The sequence below is a fragment of the Bradyrhizobium sp. MI1.10 genome (genome assembly GCF_055811035.1).
Genome location: NZ_JBVVPN010000001.1, coordinates 368,052 through 384,161, shown reverse-complemented (window position 1 = coordinate 384,161; position 16,110 = coordinate 368,052). Strand labels below are relative to the sequence as shown.

16 protein-coding genes are annotated in these 16,110 nt (G+C 65.1%); 3 read left to right on the top strand and 13 right to left on the bottom strand.

Annotated features, from left to right (window positions below; genetic code table 11):
- Positions 1–223: 223 nt before the first annotated feature.
- On the bottom strand, positions 224–1,171 hold the full coding sequence (locus AC0L3K_RS01725; protein ID WP_354200304.1) for a hydroxymethylglutaryl-CoA lyase: 948 nt from the start codon (positions 1,169–1,171) through the stop codon (positions 224–226).
- Complete coding sequence (locus AC0L3K_RS01720; RefSeq protein WP_354200303.1) at positions 1,168–2,361, bottom strand: CoA transferase; 1,194 nt, start codon at positions 2,359–2,361, stop codon at positions 1,168–1,170. Before AC0L3K_RS01720 ends, AC0L3K_RS01725 begins: the two co-directional genes overlap by 4 nt.
- A gap of 192 nt (positions 2,362–2,553) precedes the next feature.
- Between AC0L3K_RS01720 and AC0L3K_RS01715 the strand changes: the two genes are divergently transcribed.
- Positions 2,554–3,294, top strand: coding sequence for a sulfate transporter family protein (locus AC0L3K_RS01715; RefSeq protein WP_007598514.1), 741 nt, complete (start codon positions 2,554–2,556; stop codon positions 3,292–3,294).
- Positions 3,295–3,371: 77 nt separating this feature from the next.
- Here the strand turns inward: AC0L3K_RS01715 and AC0L3K_RS01710 are convergent, their stop codons facing one another.
- The 3 genes from AC0L3K_RS01710 to nth are packed head-to-tail and all read right to left on the bottom strand — an operon-like array spanning position 3,372 to position 6,912.
- Complete coding sequence (locus AC0L3K_RS01710) at positions 3,372–5,000, bottom strand: MFS transporter (protein ID WP_354200302.1); 1,629 nt, start codon at positions 4,998–5,000, stop codon at positions 3,372–3,374.
- Complete coding sequence (locus tag AC0L3K_RS01705; protein WP_354200301.1) at positions 4,987–6,123, bottom strand: HlyD family secretion protein; 1,137 nt, start codon at positions 6,121–6,123, stop codon at positions 4,987–4,989. Before AC0L3K_RS01705 ends, AC0L3K_RS01710 begins: the two co-directional genes overlap by 14 nt.
- A 36-nt stretch (positions 6,124–6,159) precedes the next feature.
- Entirely contained in the window at positions 6,160–6,912 is a 753-nt protein-coding gene (gene nth, locus AC0L3K_RS01700) for an endonuclease III (protein ID WP_354200300.1), read from the bottom strand.
- A 22-nt stretch (positions 6,913–6,934) separates the two neighbouring features.
- Here nth and AC0L3K_RS01695 point away from each other — a divergent pair, with 22 nt between their 5' ends.
- Positions 6,935–7,468 (top strand): DUF2244 domain-containing protein, encoded by a 534-nt coding sequence (locus AC0L3K_RS01695; RefSeq protein ID WP_354200299.1) that lies wholly within the window; start codon positions 6,935–6,937, stop codon positions 7,466–7,468.
- Positions 7,469–7,524: 56 nt separating this feature from the next.
- Positions 7,525–8,421: a bifunctional helix-turn-helix domain-containing protein/methylated-DNA--[protein]-cysteine S-methyltransferase gene (locus AC0L3K_RS01690; RefSeq protein WP_354200298.1), complete on the top strand. Its 897-nt coding sequence runs from the start codon at positions 7,525–7,527 to the stop codon at positions 8,419–8,421.
- A 156-nt stretch (positions 8,422–8,577) separates the two neighbouring features.
- On the opposite strand, the gene AC0L3K_RS01685 is transcribed toward AC0L3K_RS01690, so the two are convergent.
- The 8 genes from AC0L3K_RS01685 to dnaK all read right to left on the bottom strand — a co-directional run bounded on the left by AC0L3K_RS01685 (position 8,578) and on the right by dnaK (position 16,039).
- The gene (locus AC0L3K_RS01685; protein ID WP_007598504.1) at positions 8,578–9,201 is read right to left on the bottom strand and encodes a 2,3-bisphosphoglycerate-dependent phosphoglycerate mutase; all 624 of its coding nucleotides are present in this window, start codon (positions 9,199–9,201) and stop codon (positions 8,578–8,580) included.
- A 19-nt stretch (positions 9,202–9,220) separates the two neighbouring features.
- Positions 9,221–10,036: a 4-hydroxy-tetrahydrodipicolinate reductase gene (dapB, locus tag AC0L3K_RS01680; protein ID WP_007598502.1), complete on the bottom strand. Its 816-nt coding sequence runs from the start codon at positions 10,034–10,036 to the stop codon at positions 9,221–9,223.
- Positions 10,037–10,295: 259 nt separating this feature from the next.
- Positions 10,296–10,607 carry a DUF1330 domain-containing protein gene (locus AC0L3K_RS01675; protein ID WP_027566211.1) on the bottom strand — a complete coding sequence of 104 codons (312 nt, stop codon included), beginning with the start codon at positions 10,605–10,607 and terminating at the stop codon, positions 10,296–10,298.
- 95 nt (positions 10,608–10,702) lie between these two features.
- A complete protein-coding gene (gene pyrF / locus AC0L3K_RS01670) occupies positions 10,703–11,416 on the bottom strand; it encodes an orotidine-5'-phosphate decarboxylase (protein WP_007598498.1) in 714 nt (237 codons plus the stop codon).
- 6 nt (positions 11,417–11,422) lie between these two features.
- Positions 11,423–12,001: an NADPH-dependent FMN reductase gene (locus tag AC0L3K_RS01665; protein WP_354200297.1), complete on the bottom strand. Its 579-nt coding sequence runs from the start codon at positions 11,999–12,001 to the stop codon at positions 11,423–11,425.
- A gap of 57 nt (positions 12,002–12,058) precedes the next feature.
- On the bottom strand, positions 12,059–12,658 hold the full coding sequence (locus AC0L3K_RS01660) for a class I SAM-dependent methyltransferase (protein WP_007598495.1): 600 nt from the start codon (positions 12,656–12,658) through the stop codon (positions 12,059–12,061).
- 88 nt (positions 12,659–12,746) lie between these two features.
- Entirely contained in the window at positions 12,747–13,880 is a 1,134-nt protein-coding gene (dnaJ, locus tag AC0L3K_RS01655; RefSeq protein WP_007598494.1) for a molecular chaperone DnaJ, read from the bottom strand.
- Positions 13,881–14,137: 257 nt separating this feature from the next.
- Complete coding sequence (dnaK, locus tag AC0L3K_RS01650; RefSeq protein WP_007598490.1) at positions 14,138–16,039, bottom strand: molecular chaperone DnaK; 1,902 nt, start codon at positions 16,037–16,039, stop codon at positions 14,138–14,140.
- Between the last annotated feature and the right edge of the window lie 71 nt (positions 16,040–16,110).

Here is a 16,110-nt window from a genome sequence, read left to right as displayed (position 1 = left end):
CCCCCCCCCCCCCCCCCCCGCCGCGGCGCGGGGCCCGGGGGGGGGGGGCCCCCCCCCCCCGGGGGGGGGGGGGGGGGGGCCCCCCCCCCCGGCCCCCCCACGGGTGAGGGGTATGTGTCCGCGACTACTCCTCTTCGAGCTCGCGGAGAGCCACCCCTCATCCGGCGCTTCGCGCCACCTTCTCCCACAAGGGGAGAAGGGAAGAGCGTTCCACCCTGCGGATTTAAGCCGCCTTCGCCGCGCTCCCACCCGGCAATCCCGCCCGGGCGAGGCCGCCGTAGAGCTGCTCATTCGGCATTTCCTCGCGCAGGATCCTGCGCACCGCGATCAATTTCTCCAAATCGATGCCGGTCGCAAAGCCCTTGCTCTCGCACAGGAACACGAGATCCTCGAACACGACATTGCCGGTCGCGCCGGGAGCGAAGGGGCAGCCGCCGAGGCCGCCGAGCGAGCCGTCGAGGATACGCGCGCCTTCGTCGAGCGCCGCGGCCGCGTTCGCGATGCCCATGCCGCGGGTGTCGTGGAGATGGATGCAGATCGGCTTTGACCCCGCGAGCTTCACCGCGGCGCGCGTCAGCTCCGCCACCTGCTTCGGCCCGGCATAGCCGACGGTGTCGGCGATGCCGACGAAATCGACACCGGCCTCCAGGCATTTGTCGACCAGCCGCAGCACTTCTGCAGGGTCGACCGCCCCGGTGATCGAGCAGCCCAGCGCCATCGAGATCGCCGCGTTGACCAGCGGCTTGTGGCTGGTGCCATCGCGCATCTCGCACAGGCGTTTCAGATTGGCGATCGCGGACTCGCGCGAGCGGTGCGCATTGGCCTGGCTGTGCTCTTCCGTTGCCGAGACCACGGAGGCGATTTCGCCGACGCCGGATTCCAGCGCCTCGTTCACGCCGCGTTCGTTGAGCGCAAGCGCGATGCCATGCGCGCCGGGCAATGAAGCGACGGTCGCGACGACGTCGCGAACATCGACGAATTGCGGAAACGTCTTTGCCGGCAGGAACGAGCCGACCTCGAAATGCCGCACACCGGCGGCATATTCCTCGCGCACCCAGCGTTGCTTGGCTTCGGTCGACGGAATTTTCTTCACGAGCTGGAGCCCGTCGCGCAGGCCGACTTCGCGCAGGCTGACGCGTTCTGCGGGGTAAATCTCCTGAATCCGGCTCATGCGCGCCTCCCTGTTGTTTTTGACGTGGCGTCTTCATTTTCGGTGTTGATCTCGGCGCGAACGGTCGCGGTGTCGCCCCCGAGCGGCGCGACCCTCAGGCCTTCGCCGATATGGCTGCCGTTCCACTCGATCGGCAGCGCCGGCACCCGGAACGGCTTGCCGTCGGCGGTGACATTGTTGACGAGGCCGCCCGGCCGCAGCACATGCGGATCGGTGAAGAGATCCTCGGGCCGGTTGATCGGAGAAAAGCAGATGTTGAGCGCATCGAGCCTCTGCGACAGTCTTGCCACGTCCCACTGCCTGATGATCCCGGCCGCGCGCGGAATGATCCGCGCACGCGCCAGAATGCGATCGGTCGTGGTGCGCAAGGCGGGATCATCGAGGAATTCAGTCAGGCCGAACTCGCGGCAAAAGCTCTGCCAATGGCCTTCGGTGACGACGCCGATGAAGATGCGCTCGCCGCCGGCGGTCTCGAAGATGTCGTAGATCGGCCACGCATGCTCGCGCTCCGGCATCGAGCGCGGCTTGTTGCCGGTCATCTCGTATTCGACCATGTGCTGGGCAACCAGAAACAGGCAGTTCTCGAACAGGCCGATGCGGATGTCGGCGCCGTCGCGTTGTCCCCCGCGCTTCTGATAGAGCGCAGCGAGGATCGCGATCACACCGAACATGCCGCCCATGATGTCGTTGGCGGACGAGCCGACACGCTGGGGCTTTTCGCTGGTGCCGGTCATGGCGGCAAGCCCCGCCATCATCTGCACGACCTCGTCGAGCGCGGGGCGGTGCTCGTAGGGACCGGAGAGGAAACCCTTGTGGCCGGCGATGATCAGCTCCGGATGCCGGCGGCGCAGTTCGTCGGCGCCAAGCCCCTGCTTCGCGAGCTGGCCGTCGCGAAAATTCTCCAGGAACACGTCGGCCGTCGCCAGCAGCCGGTGCATGGTGTCGAGATCCTCAGGCTTCTCGAAATCCAGCACCACGCTGCGCTTGCCGCGGTTGAACAACGGGAAGAAAGCGGTGCCCATGCCTCCCAGGCTCCGGGTCTTGTCGCCCGCGGGCGGCTCGACCTTGATCACGTCGGCTCCGAGCTGCGCCAGGATCATGCCGCAGGTCGGGCCCATGACCATGTGGGTCATCTCGATGACGCGCACGCCTGCGAGCGGCAATCCGGCCACCGATTCTTCCGTCGCCATATGCGCCTGTTCCTTTGCCCGGCTGGTTCCGCTTGTTGTCAAGCGGGTTGGTGAAGCAACGGTCTTGCCGAATTCATCGTGGCTTCGTTGATGCGGGCGGTCAATCCGGCCATAAGCGGTGCCGCCGATCTCCCTTGCCGAAGTGGCCCGGGGTGTCTACCTCTCGCGGGTGATTTCGTGAGAGGTACTCCCATGCTGGATGCCGCCGTCAAGGCGCTGTCGCAAATGATCTCGCCGCCGATGCGCTCGATCCTGTGGCGGTCGATCGGCGTCGCACTGGTGCTGATCATCGTGCTGGCGATCGGCTTGCAGCGGCTCCTGAGCTGGTTTGCGACCTATGGCGAGGCCTGGCTGGAAGGCCTGCTCGGTCCGGGCTGGCACTCATCGCTCGAGGTGTTGTCCTGGATCATTTCGATCGCCGCGGGCTTCGGCGTCGTGTTCGGGGCTGTGTTCCTGATGCCCGCCATCACCTCGCTGGTGGCGAGCCTGTTCGTCGACGACGTCGCCGACATCGTCGAGCGCGAGCACTATCCGGCGGAGCGGCCGGGCGTCGCGCTGCCGTTCAGCCAGGCGATCTACGAGGGCGTCAAGACCGCGCTGCTGACGATCCTGGTCTACCTGATCGCGTTGCCGCTGGTGCTGTTCGCCGGCGCCGGTTTCCTGGTCTTCTTCCTCGCCACGGCCTGGCTGCTCGGCCGCGAATATTTCGAGCTCGCGGCGATGCGGTTTCGCTCGCCGGAGGAAGCCAAGGCGATGCGGCGCGACAATGCCGCGACCATCTTCACCGCGGGCCTGTTCATCGCAGCCTTCGTCTCGATCCCGATCGTCAATCTGGCGACGCCGATCTTCGCCATGGCCTTCATGGTCCACATGCATAAGCGGCTCTCAGGCCCGCGGCCCGAGCTGATCGAGCCGGCGCGACAGATGCGGTGAGGGGACGCTCCCTCTCCCGCTTGCGGGAGAGGTGACCAACCCCGTCGCGCGATCGGGCGAACCAACCATCGTCGCATTCAGGCGACCTTCACTCCGCATCTGCGCAACAGCATCCTGGCGAAGCCGAACGGCGCCGGCGTGAACGGGCCGGGCGGGGCACGGGTAACAAGCGCGACGACGCCGAGCGCGGCCATCGCCACCCAGAAGCACAGCCAGAAGCCGTCGATATAGGCGAGCACATTGGCCTCGCGCTGGACGAAGCCCGCGAGCGTACCGACCGCGCGTGCCTGTGCCGAGCCGGCACCATGGGCCGCAAAATGGTCGGCGAGCTGTTTCAGCATGCGGACCACATCGACGTCGCCGACGCCGAGATTCTGGCCGAGATAGAAGGAATGGATCTGCTCGCGGACGCGCAGCCACGTCCCCATCAACGCCACGCCGATCTCGGCACCGCCGAGCCGCATGATCTGGATATAGGCGGCAAACGAGGTCGCACGGCTCGGATCGGAATTGGACAGCAGCGTGATGATCAGCGGCAGCAAGGTCAACGACTGCCCGATCGCCTGGAGCAGCACGATGCCGGCGAAATCCTCACGCGCCCAATCATGACTGAGCTGCGTGCCCCAGAGATTGGCGGCGGCGAAGCAGGCAAATCCCACGACCACCACTGTCCGCGTATCGAAATGCCGCAGCAGCCAGATCGAGAGCGGCACCAGCACGAACATCGGCAACGCGCCGTAGGTGAGCAGCAGCAAGCCACTCTGCTCCGGCCTGAGCAGGGCGATGGTGGCGAGGAAGTTCGGCACCAGCGACGCGTTGGACAGGCTGGTCAGCGTGTAGAGCAGGATCAGGACCAGCCCCAGGCCGATATTGCGCGAGAACAGGACGTTCACATGCGCCCAAGGCTGCCGCACCAGGGATTCGTTGACGAGAAAACCCGCGACCAGCACCGCGCCGGCAATGATCAACGCCATCACGGTCCCCGATCCCAGCCAGTCCAGCCGATTGCCCTGGTCGAGCCCGGCATAGATCATCGAGACGCCGGCGCCGAGCAGCAGCATGCCACCCCAATCGGCCTCGCGCAGCAAAGCGCGATTCACCGGTTCGTTCGGCGTGCCCCAATAAACCATCAGGCCCATCAGGGGCGCGATCAGCACGCTCTGCCAGTACAGCCATTGCCAGCCGAGATGGTCGACATAGAAGCCGACCAGCGCGCTCGAGGTATCCAGCGCGAAGCCGACGCGGATCGAATAGATCGAGATCGCTGGGAGCCACCAGCGGATCGGCAAATTGCGGAACACGATCATCAACGTCGCCGGCACGAAGGTGCCGAGCAGGAGGCCATGCACGACGCTGAGCGCGAGCAATGTCGGATAGTCGTGCACGAACGGGATGATCAGCGAGACCGCGGCATAGACGAGGCTCGGGATACCGAGCACGCGGCGCAGGCCGAACACGGTGGCAAGCCAGGCCACCGCGGGCGCGATGAAGATCTGCGAGCCGATGCCTGCTGTGGAGAGCCAGGCGCCCTCGTCGAACGAGAGCGAGAACGCGCCGCGCAGGTCCGGCAGGCCTATTGTGGTCAGGCGGCTGTCGAAATTGGCGAGGAACGAGCCGAGCAGCACCGCCGCCACCGCAAACAAGGGCTGCGGCGCGACGCCGCCGCGCGAGAGCGGTCCGCGACTGGAATCGTCATTTTCCGCCATTGCCGGCCTTGGTGTCGATGCTGGTGACGACCGACATGCCCGGCACCAGCCGCGCCAGCAGTGGCTGGTTGTCGTCGAACTGGATGCGCACGGGAATGCGCTGCACGACTTTGGTGAAGTTACCGGTTGCGTTGTCCGGCGGCAGCAGCGCGACCTGCGCGCCGGTCGCGGGCGCAATGCGCTCGACCCTGCCGCGCAGCTTCTCGCGCGGGAAACTGTCGACAGTGATCTCGACTGGCTGGCCCGGTGCGACGTGCGTCAGCTGGGTCTCCTTGTAGTTCGCGATCACGTAGACCTTCGGCAACGGCACAACGTTGATGAGATTGGTGCCGATGTTGACGTAGTCGCCAGGCTGGACCTGCCGCTCGCCGACGACGCCGTCGAACGGTGCCGATATCTTGGTGTAGCCGAGCTTGAGCTTCGCACTCGCCAGTGTTGCCTTGGTCGCTTCGAGATCGGCGGCGCGCTGCTTCCTGGTGCCTTGCAGGACCTCGAGCTGGTGCTGCTGGGCCGCGATCACGGCGCGGCTCGCGCGCACATCGGCCTGCGCCTTGGCATAGCCTGCGACCGCCTGCTCGAACCGCTGCCGCGTGCCGGATTCGGTCTGCGACAGCGACTGCTGGCGCTCCTGCTCCTGCCGCGCCTCGACCTCCACGGCTTCGGCCGAGAGCCGCGCGGCCTGCGCCTGTGCAATCGTCGCATATTGCAGCTCGATCTGATTGGCCAGATTGTCGAGCACGGCTTGCGCGGCGGCGACCGCCGCTTCGGACTGCGCGACTTGCGCCTCATAGTCGGCAGGATCGATCTGGATCATGAGATCGCCGGCCTTGACGCGTTGGAAATCGGTGACCCCGACGGTCAGCACTTCGCCGGAGACGCGACTGGCAAGCCGCGTCAGCTCGGCCCGCACATAGGCGTCGTTGGTGGTCTGGACCGCCGAATTGCCGACCCATTCGTCGAAGCGCTGCGTTGCCAGCGCGACGAAGCCGAGCGCGACGATCACCGCGAACAGCGGAATCGCGAGCCGGCTCCACAGTGAACTCGCCGGTCGCTGCGTTGGCTTCGGTGGCGGCGCCGGTGTAGCAGGAGGTGGTGACGGCGAGATTTGTTCCTGCTGACTCACGCTAGACTCCAAAAACCACTTTCCCGAACGCTATTTTCAGACCGTCTTTTCCGGCCACCGGCAGAGATCGTTGATCAGGCAAACCTCGCAGCGCGGCTTGCGCGCGAGGCAAGTATAGCGGCCATGCAGGATCAGCCAATGATGGGCATGCAGCATGAACTCGGCCGGGATCACCTTTTCGAGACCGAGCTCGACCTCCAGCGGCGTCTTGCCCGGCGCAAGTCCGGTCCGGTTGCCGACGCGGAAGACATGCGTGTCGACCGCCATGGTGTGCTCGCCGTAGGCCATGTTGAGCACGACATTGGCGGTCTTGCGCCCGGCGCCCGGCAGCGACTCGATCCCGGCGCGCGTGCGCGGCACCTCGCCGCCGAATTCGCTGAGCAGCTTCGCGGACAGCGCAATGACGTTCCTGGCCTTGGTGCGGTAGAGGCCGATGGTCTTGATGTACTCACGCAGGCGCTCTTCGCCGAGGTCGAGCATCTTCTGCGGCGTGTCGGCGATCGCAAACAGCGCGCGCGTCGCCTTGTTGACGCCGGCGTCAGTCGCCTGTGCCGACAGCACCACGGCGACCAGCAGCGTGAACGGATTGACGTGCTCGAGCTCGCCTTTCGGCTCCGGGTTGGCCTTGCGGAAACGGCTGAAGACCTCGTGCACCTCGGGCGGCGTCCAGGGTTTCATGGCCTTGAGGGATTTCTTGCCGGGGACCTTGGGCTTCGCGGCGGCCGCCTTCGCCTTTTTCTTCGGCACGGACGTTTTGCGCGGGGCCGTCTTGCGGGTGATTTTCGCCATGATCGGGATATACTGAGGGACGATGAGCACAGGCAACGAAATTGAGCGCGAACGATCGGGAAGCGAGGCCGAGCCTCAGATCTTTTCCGCGCGCCTGACGCCGCACCGCTCGCTGAACCGCACCGGCTTCCTCGCGGTGATGCTGTTCCTGAGCGCCGTCAGCTTCGTCACCGGCCTCGTCTTCCTGATGATGGGCGCGTGGCCGGTGTTCGGTTTCTTCGGCCTCGACGTGCTGGTGATCTGGTGGGCCTTCAAGGCCAATTTCCGCGCGGCGCGGGCCAGCGAGGAGATCGTGGTCACGCCATCTGAATTACGCGTGCGGCGCATCAGCCAGCACGGCCAAATCGTCGAGTGGACCTTCAATCCGCTCTGGGTCCGGCTGGACATGGAAATCGACGAGGATTTTGGCATCGAGCACCTCTATCTGATCTCGCGAGGTCACCAGATCCAGATCGCCCGCTTCCTCGGACCGGATGAAAAAACAAGTTTTTACAAGGGTTTGGTTGAGGCATTAAATGCCGCCAGGCGCGGTCCGACCTACAATCCGGTGACCTGATTTGCGGATCGGAAATCGGGTGGTTTCGCACCCTGCCCTCTCCTACATTTGTCGTCATGATGACACTCGCGATACATGACCAGCGCCTGGCCGGGCCGGGCTCCCAGAACGCCGCGATGCGCGACTATGATTCCGTGCGCCGGGCGATCGCCTTCATTTCGGAAAACTGGCGCGCGCAGCCGACCATCGAGGCGATGGCGGATGCGGCCGGCGTCACCCCGGACGAACTGCACCATTTGTTCCGCCGCTGGGCCTCGATCACGCCGAAGGCGTTTATGCAGGCGCTCACGCTCGATCACGCCAAGGGCTTGCTCAGGGATTCCGCGAGCATCCTCGATGCGGCGCTCGACTCGGGCCTGTCGGGTCCGGGGCGCTTGCACGATCTCTTCGTCACGCACGAAGCGATGTCGCCGGGCGAATGGAAGAACGGCGGCGCGGGGCTGATCTTGCGCTATGGCTTTCATCACTCGCCGTTCGGCGCTGCGATCGTGATCGCGACCGATCGCGGATTATCGGGACTTGCTTTCGCCGATCCCGGTGAGGAACAGGTGGCGCTTGCCGATATGACGCGGCGATGGCGGAACGCAACTTACGTCGAGGATCACGAAGGCACCGCACCGCTGGCGCAGCGCATCTTCGACACAAAGCTCTGGCGGCCGGACCAGCCGCTGCGCGTGGTGATGATCGGCACCGATTTCGAGGTCCGGGTGTGGGAGACGTTGCTGAAGATCCCGATGGGCCGCGCGGTGTCCTATTCGGACATCGCCTGCAACATCAACAGCCCGAAAGCCTCACGCGCCGTCGGCGCCGCCGTCGGCAAGAACCCCGTGTCCTTTGTCGTGCCCTGCCACCGCGCTCTCGGCAAGAGCGGTACGCTCACCGGCTACCACTGGGGCATCACCCGCAAGCAGGCGATGCTGGGCTGGGAGGCCGGGCAGCTGGGGATGCAGTAAGACTGTCATCGGCAAAGTTTCGTAGGGTGGGCAAAGGCACGCACTTCGCGCGCCGTGCCCACCATCGTTCCGCAATCGCTGCTGCATGGTGGGCACGCTACGCTTTGCCCACCCTACAATTCTGCGTGCTTAGCGCGGCCTAGCCGCCCCTCATCTTTACCCCGCCAGATCCAGCTTCGAGGCCACCGTCGAATCCGCATTGAGACGGTAGATGATCGGCACGCCGGTGGCGAGCTCGCGCTTCAAAATGCCTTCGGGCGAGAGCTTTTCCAGCACCATGATCAGCGCGCGCAGCGAATTGCCGTGGGCGGCGACCAATGTGCGCTTGCCGTTGAGCACGCCGGGCAGGATCTCCTGCACGTAATAGGGCAATGCGCGCGCGAGCGTGTCCTTCAGGCTTTCACCGCCGGGCGGTGGCACGTCGTAGGAGCGGCGCCAGATCAGCACCTGGTCCTCGCCCCATTTCTTGCGGGCGTCGTCCTTGTTGAGCCCCGAGAGATCGCCATAGTCGCGCTCGTTCAGCGCGAGGTTCTTCGTCGTCGGCAGGCCCTTCTGGTCGAGCTCGCCGAGAATGAGATCGAGCGTGTGCTGTGCGCGCGTCAACACCGAGGTGTAGGCGACGTCGAACACGAGGCCCTGCGCCTTCAGCTTGCGGCCGGCTTCCGAGGCTTCCTTCACGCCGAGCTCGGTGAGATCAGGGTCCTTCCAGCCCGTGAACAGGTTCTTCAGATTCCATTCGCTCTGACCGTGCCGCACCAGCACGAGAAGACGTTCGCTCATTGATTGCTTTCCGTTTAGTTCAAATGTCAGACAGGCCGAGCACGTCGGCCATGGAATAGTGCCCCGGCTTCTTGCCGTGCGCCCAGAGCGCGGCCTTCAGCGCGCCGTGGGCGAACAGCATGCGATCCTCCGCGTGATGCGACAGCGTCAGGCGTTCGAACGGGCCGAGGAAGCTCACGCTGTGATCGCCGGCCGCGGTGCCGCCGCGCAACGACGCAAAGCCGATATCGCCGGGCTTGCGCGCGCCGGTGATGCCGTCGCGGCCGCGATCTGCATGCTCGTCGAGCGCGATGCCGCGGCCGGTCGCCGCCGCCTGGCCCAGCATCAGCGCCGTGCCCGAGGGCGCATCGATCTTCATGCGGTGATGGGTTTCGACGATCTCGATGTCGAAGCTCTCGTCGAGCGCCTTGGCGACGCGCTTGACCACGGCGGCGAGCAGATTGACACCCAGGCTCATATTGCCGGACTGCACCACGACGGCGCGGTTGGTGACGCTCTTGATCACGGCGTTGTCGGAGCCCGACAGGCCGGTCGTTCCGACCACGTGCACGAGGCCGCGCTCGGCGGCGATCGCGACATTGGCCAGCGTCGCCGCCGGCACGGTGAAATCCAGAATGCCGTCGGCGTCCTTCGACAATGCCCAGAGATCGCCGGACAGTTTGACGCCATTGGCCGGCAGGCCTGCGAGCACGCCGGCATCCTTGCCGAGCAGCTCCGATCCCGGCGCCTCCAGCGCACCGGCCAGCACCGCGCCTTTGGTCTCGGCAATCGCCCGAGTCAGCGCCCGGCCCATCCGGCCGCCGGCTCCAGCAACGATCAAGCGCATGTCGGACATGGTGCGATCCTCTCGCGGTTGTTGTAGCGGGGGGATGCAGTTCCGGCAACCAAGGGGGATTGGGGGCAGGCGGGCTTCCACCCTCCCCTGGAGCGCGGTCGCTTGCGGCCATCCTTCGAGACGCCCGCCTGCGGCGGGCCCTCAGGATGAGGTTGGAATCCGTGGCAACAAATTCGACGGGCGCCGATACTGCTTAGCCTCATCCTGAGGAGACCGCGGAGCGGTCGTCTCGAAGGACGAGGCGCGCGCAGACCCAGCCTCAGCCGTCCGACGGCTGCGGGCCGTCATAGCCCTCGATGATGATGAGGTCGGCGACGGAGTGCGGCTGGCGCACCTTGATGTTGGCCTGGTATTCCGGCGAGTTGTAGCAAGCGATCGCGGTCTCGTAGTCCGGGAATTCGATCACGACGTTGCGGGTGCGGCTGGCGCCTTCGACCGTGGTGAACTTGCCCGCGCGGACGACGAAGCGGCCACCCCATTTCTTGAAGATCGGACCATTGGCGACGGCATAGGGCTTGTAGCCCTCGTCACTGCTCACGTCGACGCGTCCGATCCAGTAGCCTTTTGCCATTGTTCTTCTCCCTGTGTTGTTGGGCTTCTATTTGAGCATGATCTGATCGGAAAACCGCTGCACACTTTGCGCTAACGCGGCCCTTCGGGTCCGGATCATGCTCCGAGTGCCTCGGCGATCTCGCTCTGGATCGCCTCCGCGATCGCCTTGGGGTCCGTGGCTTCCACCACCGGCCGCCCGACGACGAGATAGTCCGCGCCGGCCGCAATCGCGCGGCCCGGCGTCATGATGCGTTTCTGATCGCCGCTCGCCGCGCCCGCCGGCCGGATGCCGGGGGTGACGAGGCTCATCTGGTGGCCGACGATCTTGCGCAAGGCTCCAACTTCCTCGGGCGACGACACCAGCCCGTCGATGCCGAGCACCTGCGCCTGCTGGGCGCGCGCTTCGACGAGCTCGGAGACGCCGAGCCGGAAGCCTGCCGCGTGCAGATCGTCCTCGTTGTAGGAGGTCAGAACAGTGACGGCGAGGATCTTCAGGTTCGAGCTGCCGCGACCTTCGACGGCACCTTTCATGGTCTGCGGATAAGCGTGCACGGTGAGGAAGGTCGCGCCGAGCCTGGTGATGCTGTCGACGCCCTGCGCCACGGTGTTGCCGATGTCGTGCAGCTTGAGATCGAGAAAGACCTTCTTGCCCTTGTCGGCGAGCTTGCCCACCAGCGGCAAGCCGCCGGCATAAGCCAGCCGATAGCCGATCTTGTAGAAGGTGACGCTGTCGCCGAGCCGGTTGACCATCGCTTCCGCGGCGTCAACGCCGGGCAGATCGAGCGCGACGATCAGGCGGTCTTTCGGGGCGATCTCGGCTGGCGTCATGTCACCTCACATCATGCGTTGGGAAAAATCGATCAACTGCCGCACCAGGTCCTTCAACGCGGCGATATCGCCCTCGTGCTTCAGCCTGTCCATATCGTCATAGGCCTGGTCGGCAAAGGCGAGCGTCAGCTGGCTGGCAATCACATTGGCGTGGCAGGAGGTCAGGATCAGACGCAACGCTTGCAGCGCGCGAGCCGCGCCGAGCCGGCTCTGCGAGGCGCCGGCGAGCGCGAAGACGCGGTTGCGGAACACCTCGCCGCGCGGCTCGTGCAGCTCATGCACGCGACTGACCCAGTCGATCGCGTTCTTCAGCAGCGGCGGCACCGAGGCATTGTATTCGGGCGAGACGATCAGCACGCCATGATGCGCGCCGATCATGCGCTTGAGATTGATCGCGTGCTTGGGCACACCGGACTTGGCCTGCAGGTCGCCGTCATAGATCGGCAGCGGAAAATCGGCGAGCGAGACGCGGGTGACGTCGACGCCGGCCTGGTCGAATGCATAGGCGGCGACCGCTGCCAGCTTCGCATTGTGCGAGCCGGTGCGCAGGGAGCCGGGAATGATCAGAATTTTCGGTGCGGACATCCGCTTCCATGCGTTCGGCGAAACGAGCCCGCCACGCAAACAGCAATGCCGGCGGAATTAGTCCTTGCGATACACCCAGACGCGGGCCGGCGGAAGGTTCATCCAGATCCGTTCGGAGGCCTCTGTGGACACGCCGGGCAGCGATTTCGGAATCGGCGGCACCACCGCGTAGGTGAACTGGACGAAGGGCGCACCGGGCGCCAGGGCCGTGAAGGCGTCGCGGATCAGCCGCAGCCGCGTCAGCATCGGTTTTGTAACCAGCGGCAGGCCCGAGACGACCGCGGAGGCCGGCGCGCTCAGCACGTTCCACAGCGTGTCGCGCAGGCGATAGGCATCGCCCTGCACCACCTTGGCCTGCGGATAGCGGTCGCGCAGCAGGGCGCAGAAGCCCGGATTGTATTCGACGAGGACGAGACGCTTCTGGTCGACGCCGCGCTCGACCAGGGCCGAGGTGATGGCGCCGGTGCCGGGGCCGAGCTCAACCACCGGTGCGTCCGAATTGACGTCGACGTAATGGGCCATGGTCCGGGCCAGCAGCTTGCCCGACGGCATCACCGCACCCATGTGGAGGGGCTTTTCGATCCATGACCGGAGAAAACGCACCTCGTCATCGAGACGGGGCTTCTTCAACGCACGCGCGGACGATGGCAATGGCATGTCGGGACCGGCCGGGACCGCGTGACCGCGGCGTGTCAGAAAATGGTCATAAAGACGTATAGGCCGAAGGCGGCACGGTCAAGACGCGTCAACTCGCCCGATTACCGAAGAAATCCTTGACCTTGGTGAAGAAACCCTCGGATTCCGGCTGGGTGTTGCCGGAGGAGAGCTTGTCGAACTCGGCCAGCAATTCCTGCTGCTTTTTGGTGAGGTTCTGCGGGGTCTCGACCACGACCTGAACGTACATGTCGCCCATTTGGCGCGAGCGCAGCACCGGCATGCCTTTTGATGCGATGCGGAATCGGCGGCTGGACTGGGTCCCGGCTGGGACCTTCACCTTGGTCTTGCCCTTCTCGATGGTCGGCACCTCGAACTCGCCACCAAGCGCCGCCGTTACCATCGAGATCGGCACACGACAATGCAGATCGGCGCCGTCGCGCTGGAAGAACTGGTGCTGGGCCAGCGACAGGAAGATGTAGAGGTCGCCGGGCGGGCCGCCGCGGACCCCGGCCTCGCCCTCGCCGGCGAGCCTGATCCTGGTGCCGTCCTCGACTCCAGGGGGAATGTTGACCGACAGATTCCGCTCGCGGGTGACGCGCCCCTGACCCGAGCAGGACGGGCAGGCGTCCTCGATCATCTGGCCGCGCCCCTGGCAGCCCGGACAGGTCCGCTCCAGCGTGAAGAAGCCTTGCGACTGCCGTACGCGTCCGGCGCCGCCGCAGGTCGAGCAGGTCTTCGGCTTGGTGCCGGCCTTGGCCCCGATGCCCGAACAGGCTTCGCAAGTGACCGAGACCGGAATCTCGATCTGCGCGGTCTTGCCGCCAAAAGCTTCCTCGAGCGTGATTTCCATGTTGTAGCGCAGGTCGGCGCCGCGCTCGCGGCCGCCACGGCCGCCGCGCTGTCCGGCCATGCCGAACAAATCTTCGAAAATGTCGGAAAAGGAGGAGGCGAAGCCCGCGCCGAAACCGGCGCCGCCACCGCCGCCCTGCTCGAAGGCGGCATGGCCGTAACGGTCATAGGCGGCGCGCTTGTCCTTGTCTTTCAGGACCTCGTAGGCCTCGTTGATTTCCTTGAACTTGACTTCGCTGGTGTTGTCCCCGGGATTACGGTCGGGGTGAAACTTCATCGCCAGCTTGCGGAACGACGATTTCAGGACGGAATCGTCGGCATCGCGTTCGACTTCGAGGGTTTCGTAGTAGCAGCGCTTGGTGGACGTGGACATGATGAGCTCAGTCTATCCGATCGCGATTCAAGTCGGAGCGAAGCAACGTCGCCATGCAACGATATAGGCAGCCTTCCGCCTCGCGACAGAGGATTGCATGGCAGTGTTCAGAATAACGGCTGGGAATTGATCGATCGTAACGGGCCCAAATTTAAAGCCTTGGTCCGTCGAGCCCGACACGATGGCCTCCCCCGCGAGGGAGGAGGCCGTTGGCGCGTGTGGGGTCCAAGCCGTCCGCATCATCACCCTCGCGGGGTTCAGGCGGACTTCTTGTTGGTCTTGTCGTCGTCGACTTCGGTGAATTCCGCGTCGACGACGTCGTCCTTGGCCGCGTCCTTCTTGGCGTCGGCCTCGGCCTGCTGCTTGTACATGGCCTCGCCGAGCTTCATCGATGCCTGGGCCAGCGTTTGGGTCTTGGCCTTGATCGCTTCGGCATCGTCGCCCTTCAGCGCTTCCTTGAGGTCGCTGACGGCATCCTCGATGGCGCGGCGCTCAGTCTCGGCGACCTTCGAACCGTGCTCGGCCAGTGCCTTCTCGGTCGAATGCACAAGTCCGTCCGCGTCGTTCTTGGCAGTCACGGCCTCGCGGCGCTTCTTGTCCGCCTCAGCATTGGCCTCGGCGTCCTTGACCATCTTCTCGATGTCGGCTTCCGACAGACCGCCAGAGGCCTGGATGCGGATCTGCTGCTCCTTGGACGTGGCCTTGTCCTTGGCCGAGACGTTGACGATGCCGTTGGCGTCGATGTCGAAGGTCACCTCGATCTGCGGCATGCCGCGCGGAGCCGGCGGAATGCCCATCAGGTCGAACTGGCCGAGCATCTTGTTGTCGGCCGCCATTTCACGCTCGCCCTGGAAGACGCGGATGGTGACCGCGTTCTGGCTGTCCTCGGCGGTCGAGAACACCTGGCTCTTCTTGGTCGGGATCGTGGTGTTGCGGTCGATGATGCGGGTGAACACGCCGCCCAGCGTCTCGATGCCCAGCGACAGCGGGGTCACGTCGAGCAGCAGCACGTCCTTGACGTCGCCCTGGAGCACGCCGGCCTGGATCGCGGCGCCGATCGCCACGACTTCGTCCGGGTTGACGCCCTTGTGCGGCTCCTTGCCGAACAGTTGCTTCACGACTTCCTGGACCTTCGGCATGCGGGACATGCCGCCGACCAGCACCACTTCGCCGATCTCGGCGGCGGTGAGGCCGGCATCCTTCAGCGCCTTGCGGCAGGGCTCGACGGTCTTCTGGACGAGGTCATCGACCAGCGCCTCGAACTTGGCGCGGGTGAGCTTCATCGTCAGATGCTTCGGGCCGGTCTGGTCCGCGGTGATGAAGGGCAGGTTGATCTCGGTCTGCGTCGTCGACGACAGCTCGATCTTGGCCTTTTCAGCGGCTTCCTTCAGGCGCTGCAACGCGAGCTTGTCGTTGCGCAGGTTGATGCCCTGCTCCTTCTGGAATTCGTCGGCGAGATAGCCGACGAGGCGCATGTCGAAGTCTTCGCCGCCGAGGAAGGTGTCGCCGTTGGTCGACTTCACCTCGAACACGCCGTCGCCGATTTCGAGAATCGAGATATCGAACGTGCCGCCGCCGAGATCGTACACGGCGATCGTGCCGGCCTTGGTCTTGTCGAGGCCGTAGGCGAGCGCGGCCGCGGTCGGCTCGTTGATGATGCGCAGCACTTCAAGGCCGGCGATCTTGCCGGCGTCCTTGGTCGCCTGGCGCTGGGCGTCGTTGAAGTAGGCGGGCACGGTGATGACGGCCTGGTCGACCTTCTGGCCCAGATGGGCTTCCGCGGTCTCCTTCATCTTCTGCAAGATGAACGCCGAGACCTGCGAGGGCGAGTAGGTCTGGCCGTCGGCCTCGACCCAGGCGTCGCCGTTGGAAGCCTTCACGATCTTGTACGGAACGAGCTTCTTGTCCTTCTCGACCATCGGGTCGTCGTAGCGGCGGCCGATCAGGCGCTTCACTGCGAAGAACGTGCGCTCGGGATTGGTGACCGCCTGGCGCTTGGCCGGCTGGCCGACGAGGCGCTCACCGTCGTCCGTCACGGCGACGATCGAAGGCGTCGTGCGCATGCCTTCGGAATTCTCGATGACTTTGGCGTTCTTGCCATCCATTACGGCGACGCACGAATTCGTGGTACCGAGGTCGATCCCGATGACCTTTCCCATGGTCCTATATCCTTGTTTTTGCGGCAGGCTGGCTGGGCCCAGAAGGCACCCGAACCGAAACCCCCTAAGAT

Bases quoted from the DNA above. Each gene is read 5' to 3' on its own strand.
- AC0L3K_RS01725 (WP_354200304.1), bottom strand. From the start codon at position 1,171: ATGAGCCGGATTCAGGAGATTTACCCCGCAGAACGCGTCAGCCTGCGC.
- AC0L3K_RS01720 (WP_354200303.1), bottom strand. From the start codon at position 2,361: ATGGCGACGGAAGAATCGGTGGCCGGATTGCCGCTCGCAGGCGTGCGC.
- AC0L3K_RS01715 (WP_007598514.1), top strand. From the start codon at position 2,554: ATGCTGGATGCCGCCGTCAAGGCGCTGTCGCAAATGATCTCGCCGCCG.
- AC0L3K_RS01710 (WP_354200302.1), bottom strand. From the start codon at position 5,000: ATGGCGGAAAATGACGATTCCAGTCGCGGACCGCTCTCGCGCGGCGGC.
- nth (WP_354200300.1), bottom strand. From the start codon at position 6,912: ATGGCGAAAATCACCCGCAAGACGGCCCCGCGCAAAACGTCCGTGCCG.
- AC0L3K_RS01695 (WP_354200299.1), top strand. From the start codon at position 6,935: ATGAGCACAGGCAACGAAATTGAGCGCGAACGATCGGGAAGCGAGGCC.
- AC0L3K_RS01690 (WP_354200298.1), top strand. From the start codon at position 7,525: ATGATGACACTCGCGATACATGACCAGCGCCTGGCCGGGCCGGGCTCC.
- AC0L3K_RS01685 (WP_007598504.1), bottom strand. From the start codon at position 9,201: ATGAGCGAACGTCTTCTCGTGCTGGTGCGGCACGGTCAGAGCGAATGG.
- dapB (WP_007598502.1), bottom strand. From the start codon at position 10,036: ATGTCCGACATGCGCTTGATCGTTGCTGGAGCCGGCGGCCGGATGGGC.
- AC0L3K_RS01675 (WP_027566211.1), bottom strand. From the start codon at position 10,607: ATGGCAAAAGGCTACTGGATCGGACGCGTCGACGTGAGCAGTGACGAG.
- pyrF (WP_007598498.1), bottom strand. From the start codon at position 11,416: ATGACGCCAGCCGAGATCGCCCCGAAAGACCGCCTGATCGTCGCGCTC.
- AC0L3K_RS01665 (WP_354200297.1), bottom strand. From the start codon at position 12,001: ATGTCCGCACCGAAAATTCTGATCATTCCCGGCTCCCTGCGCACCGGC.
- AC0L3K_RS01660 (WP_007598495.1), bottom strand. From the start codon at position 12,658: ATGCCATTGCCATCGTCCGCGCGTGCGTTGAAGAAGCCCCGTCTCGAT.
- dnaJ (WP_007598494.1), bottom strand. From the start codon at position 13,880: ATGTCCACGTCCACCAAGCGCTGCTACTACGAAACCCTCGAAGTCGAA.
- dnaK (WP_007598490.1), bottom strand. From the start codon at position 16,039: ATGGGAAAGGTCATCGGGATCGACCTCGGTACCACGAATTCGTGCGTC.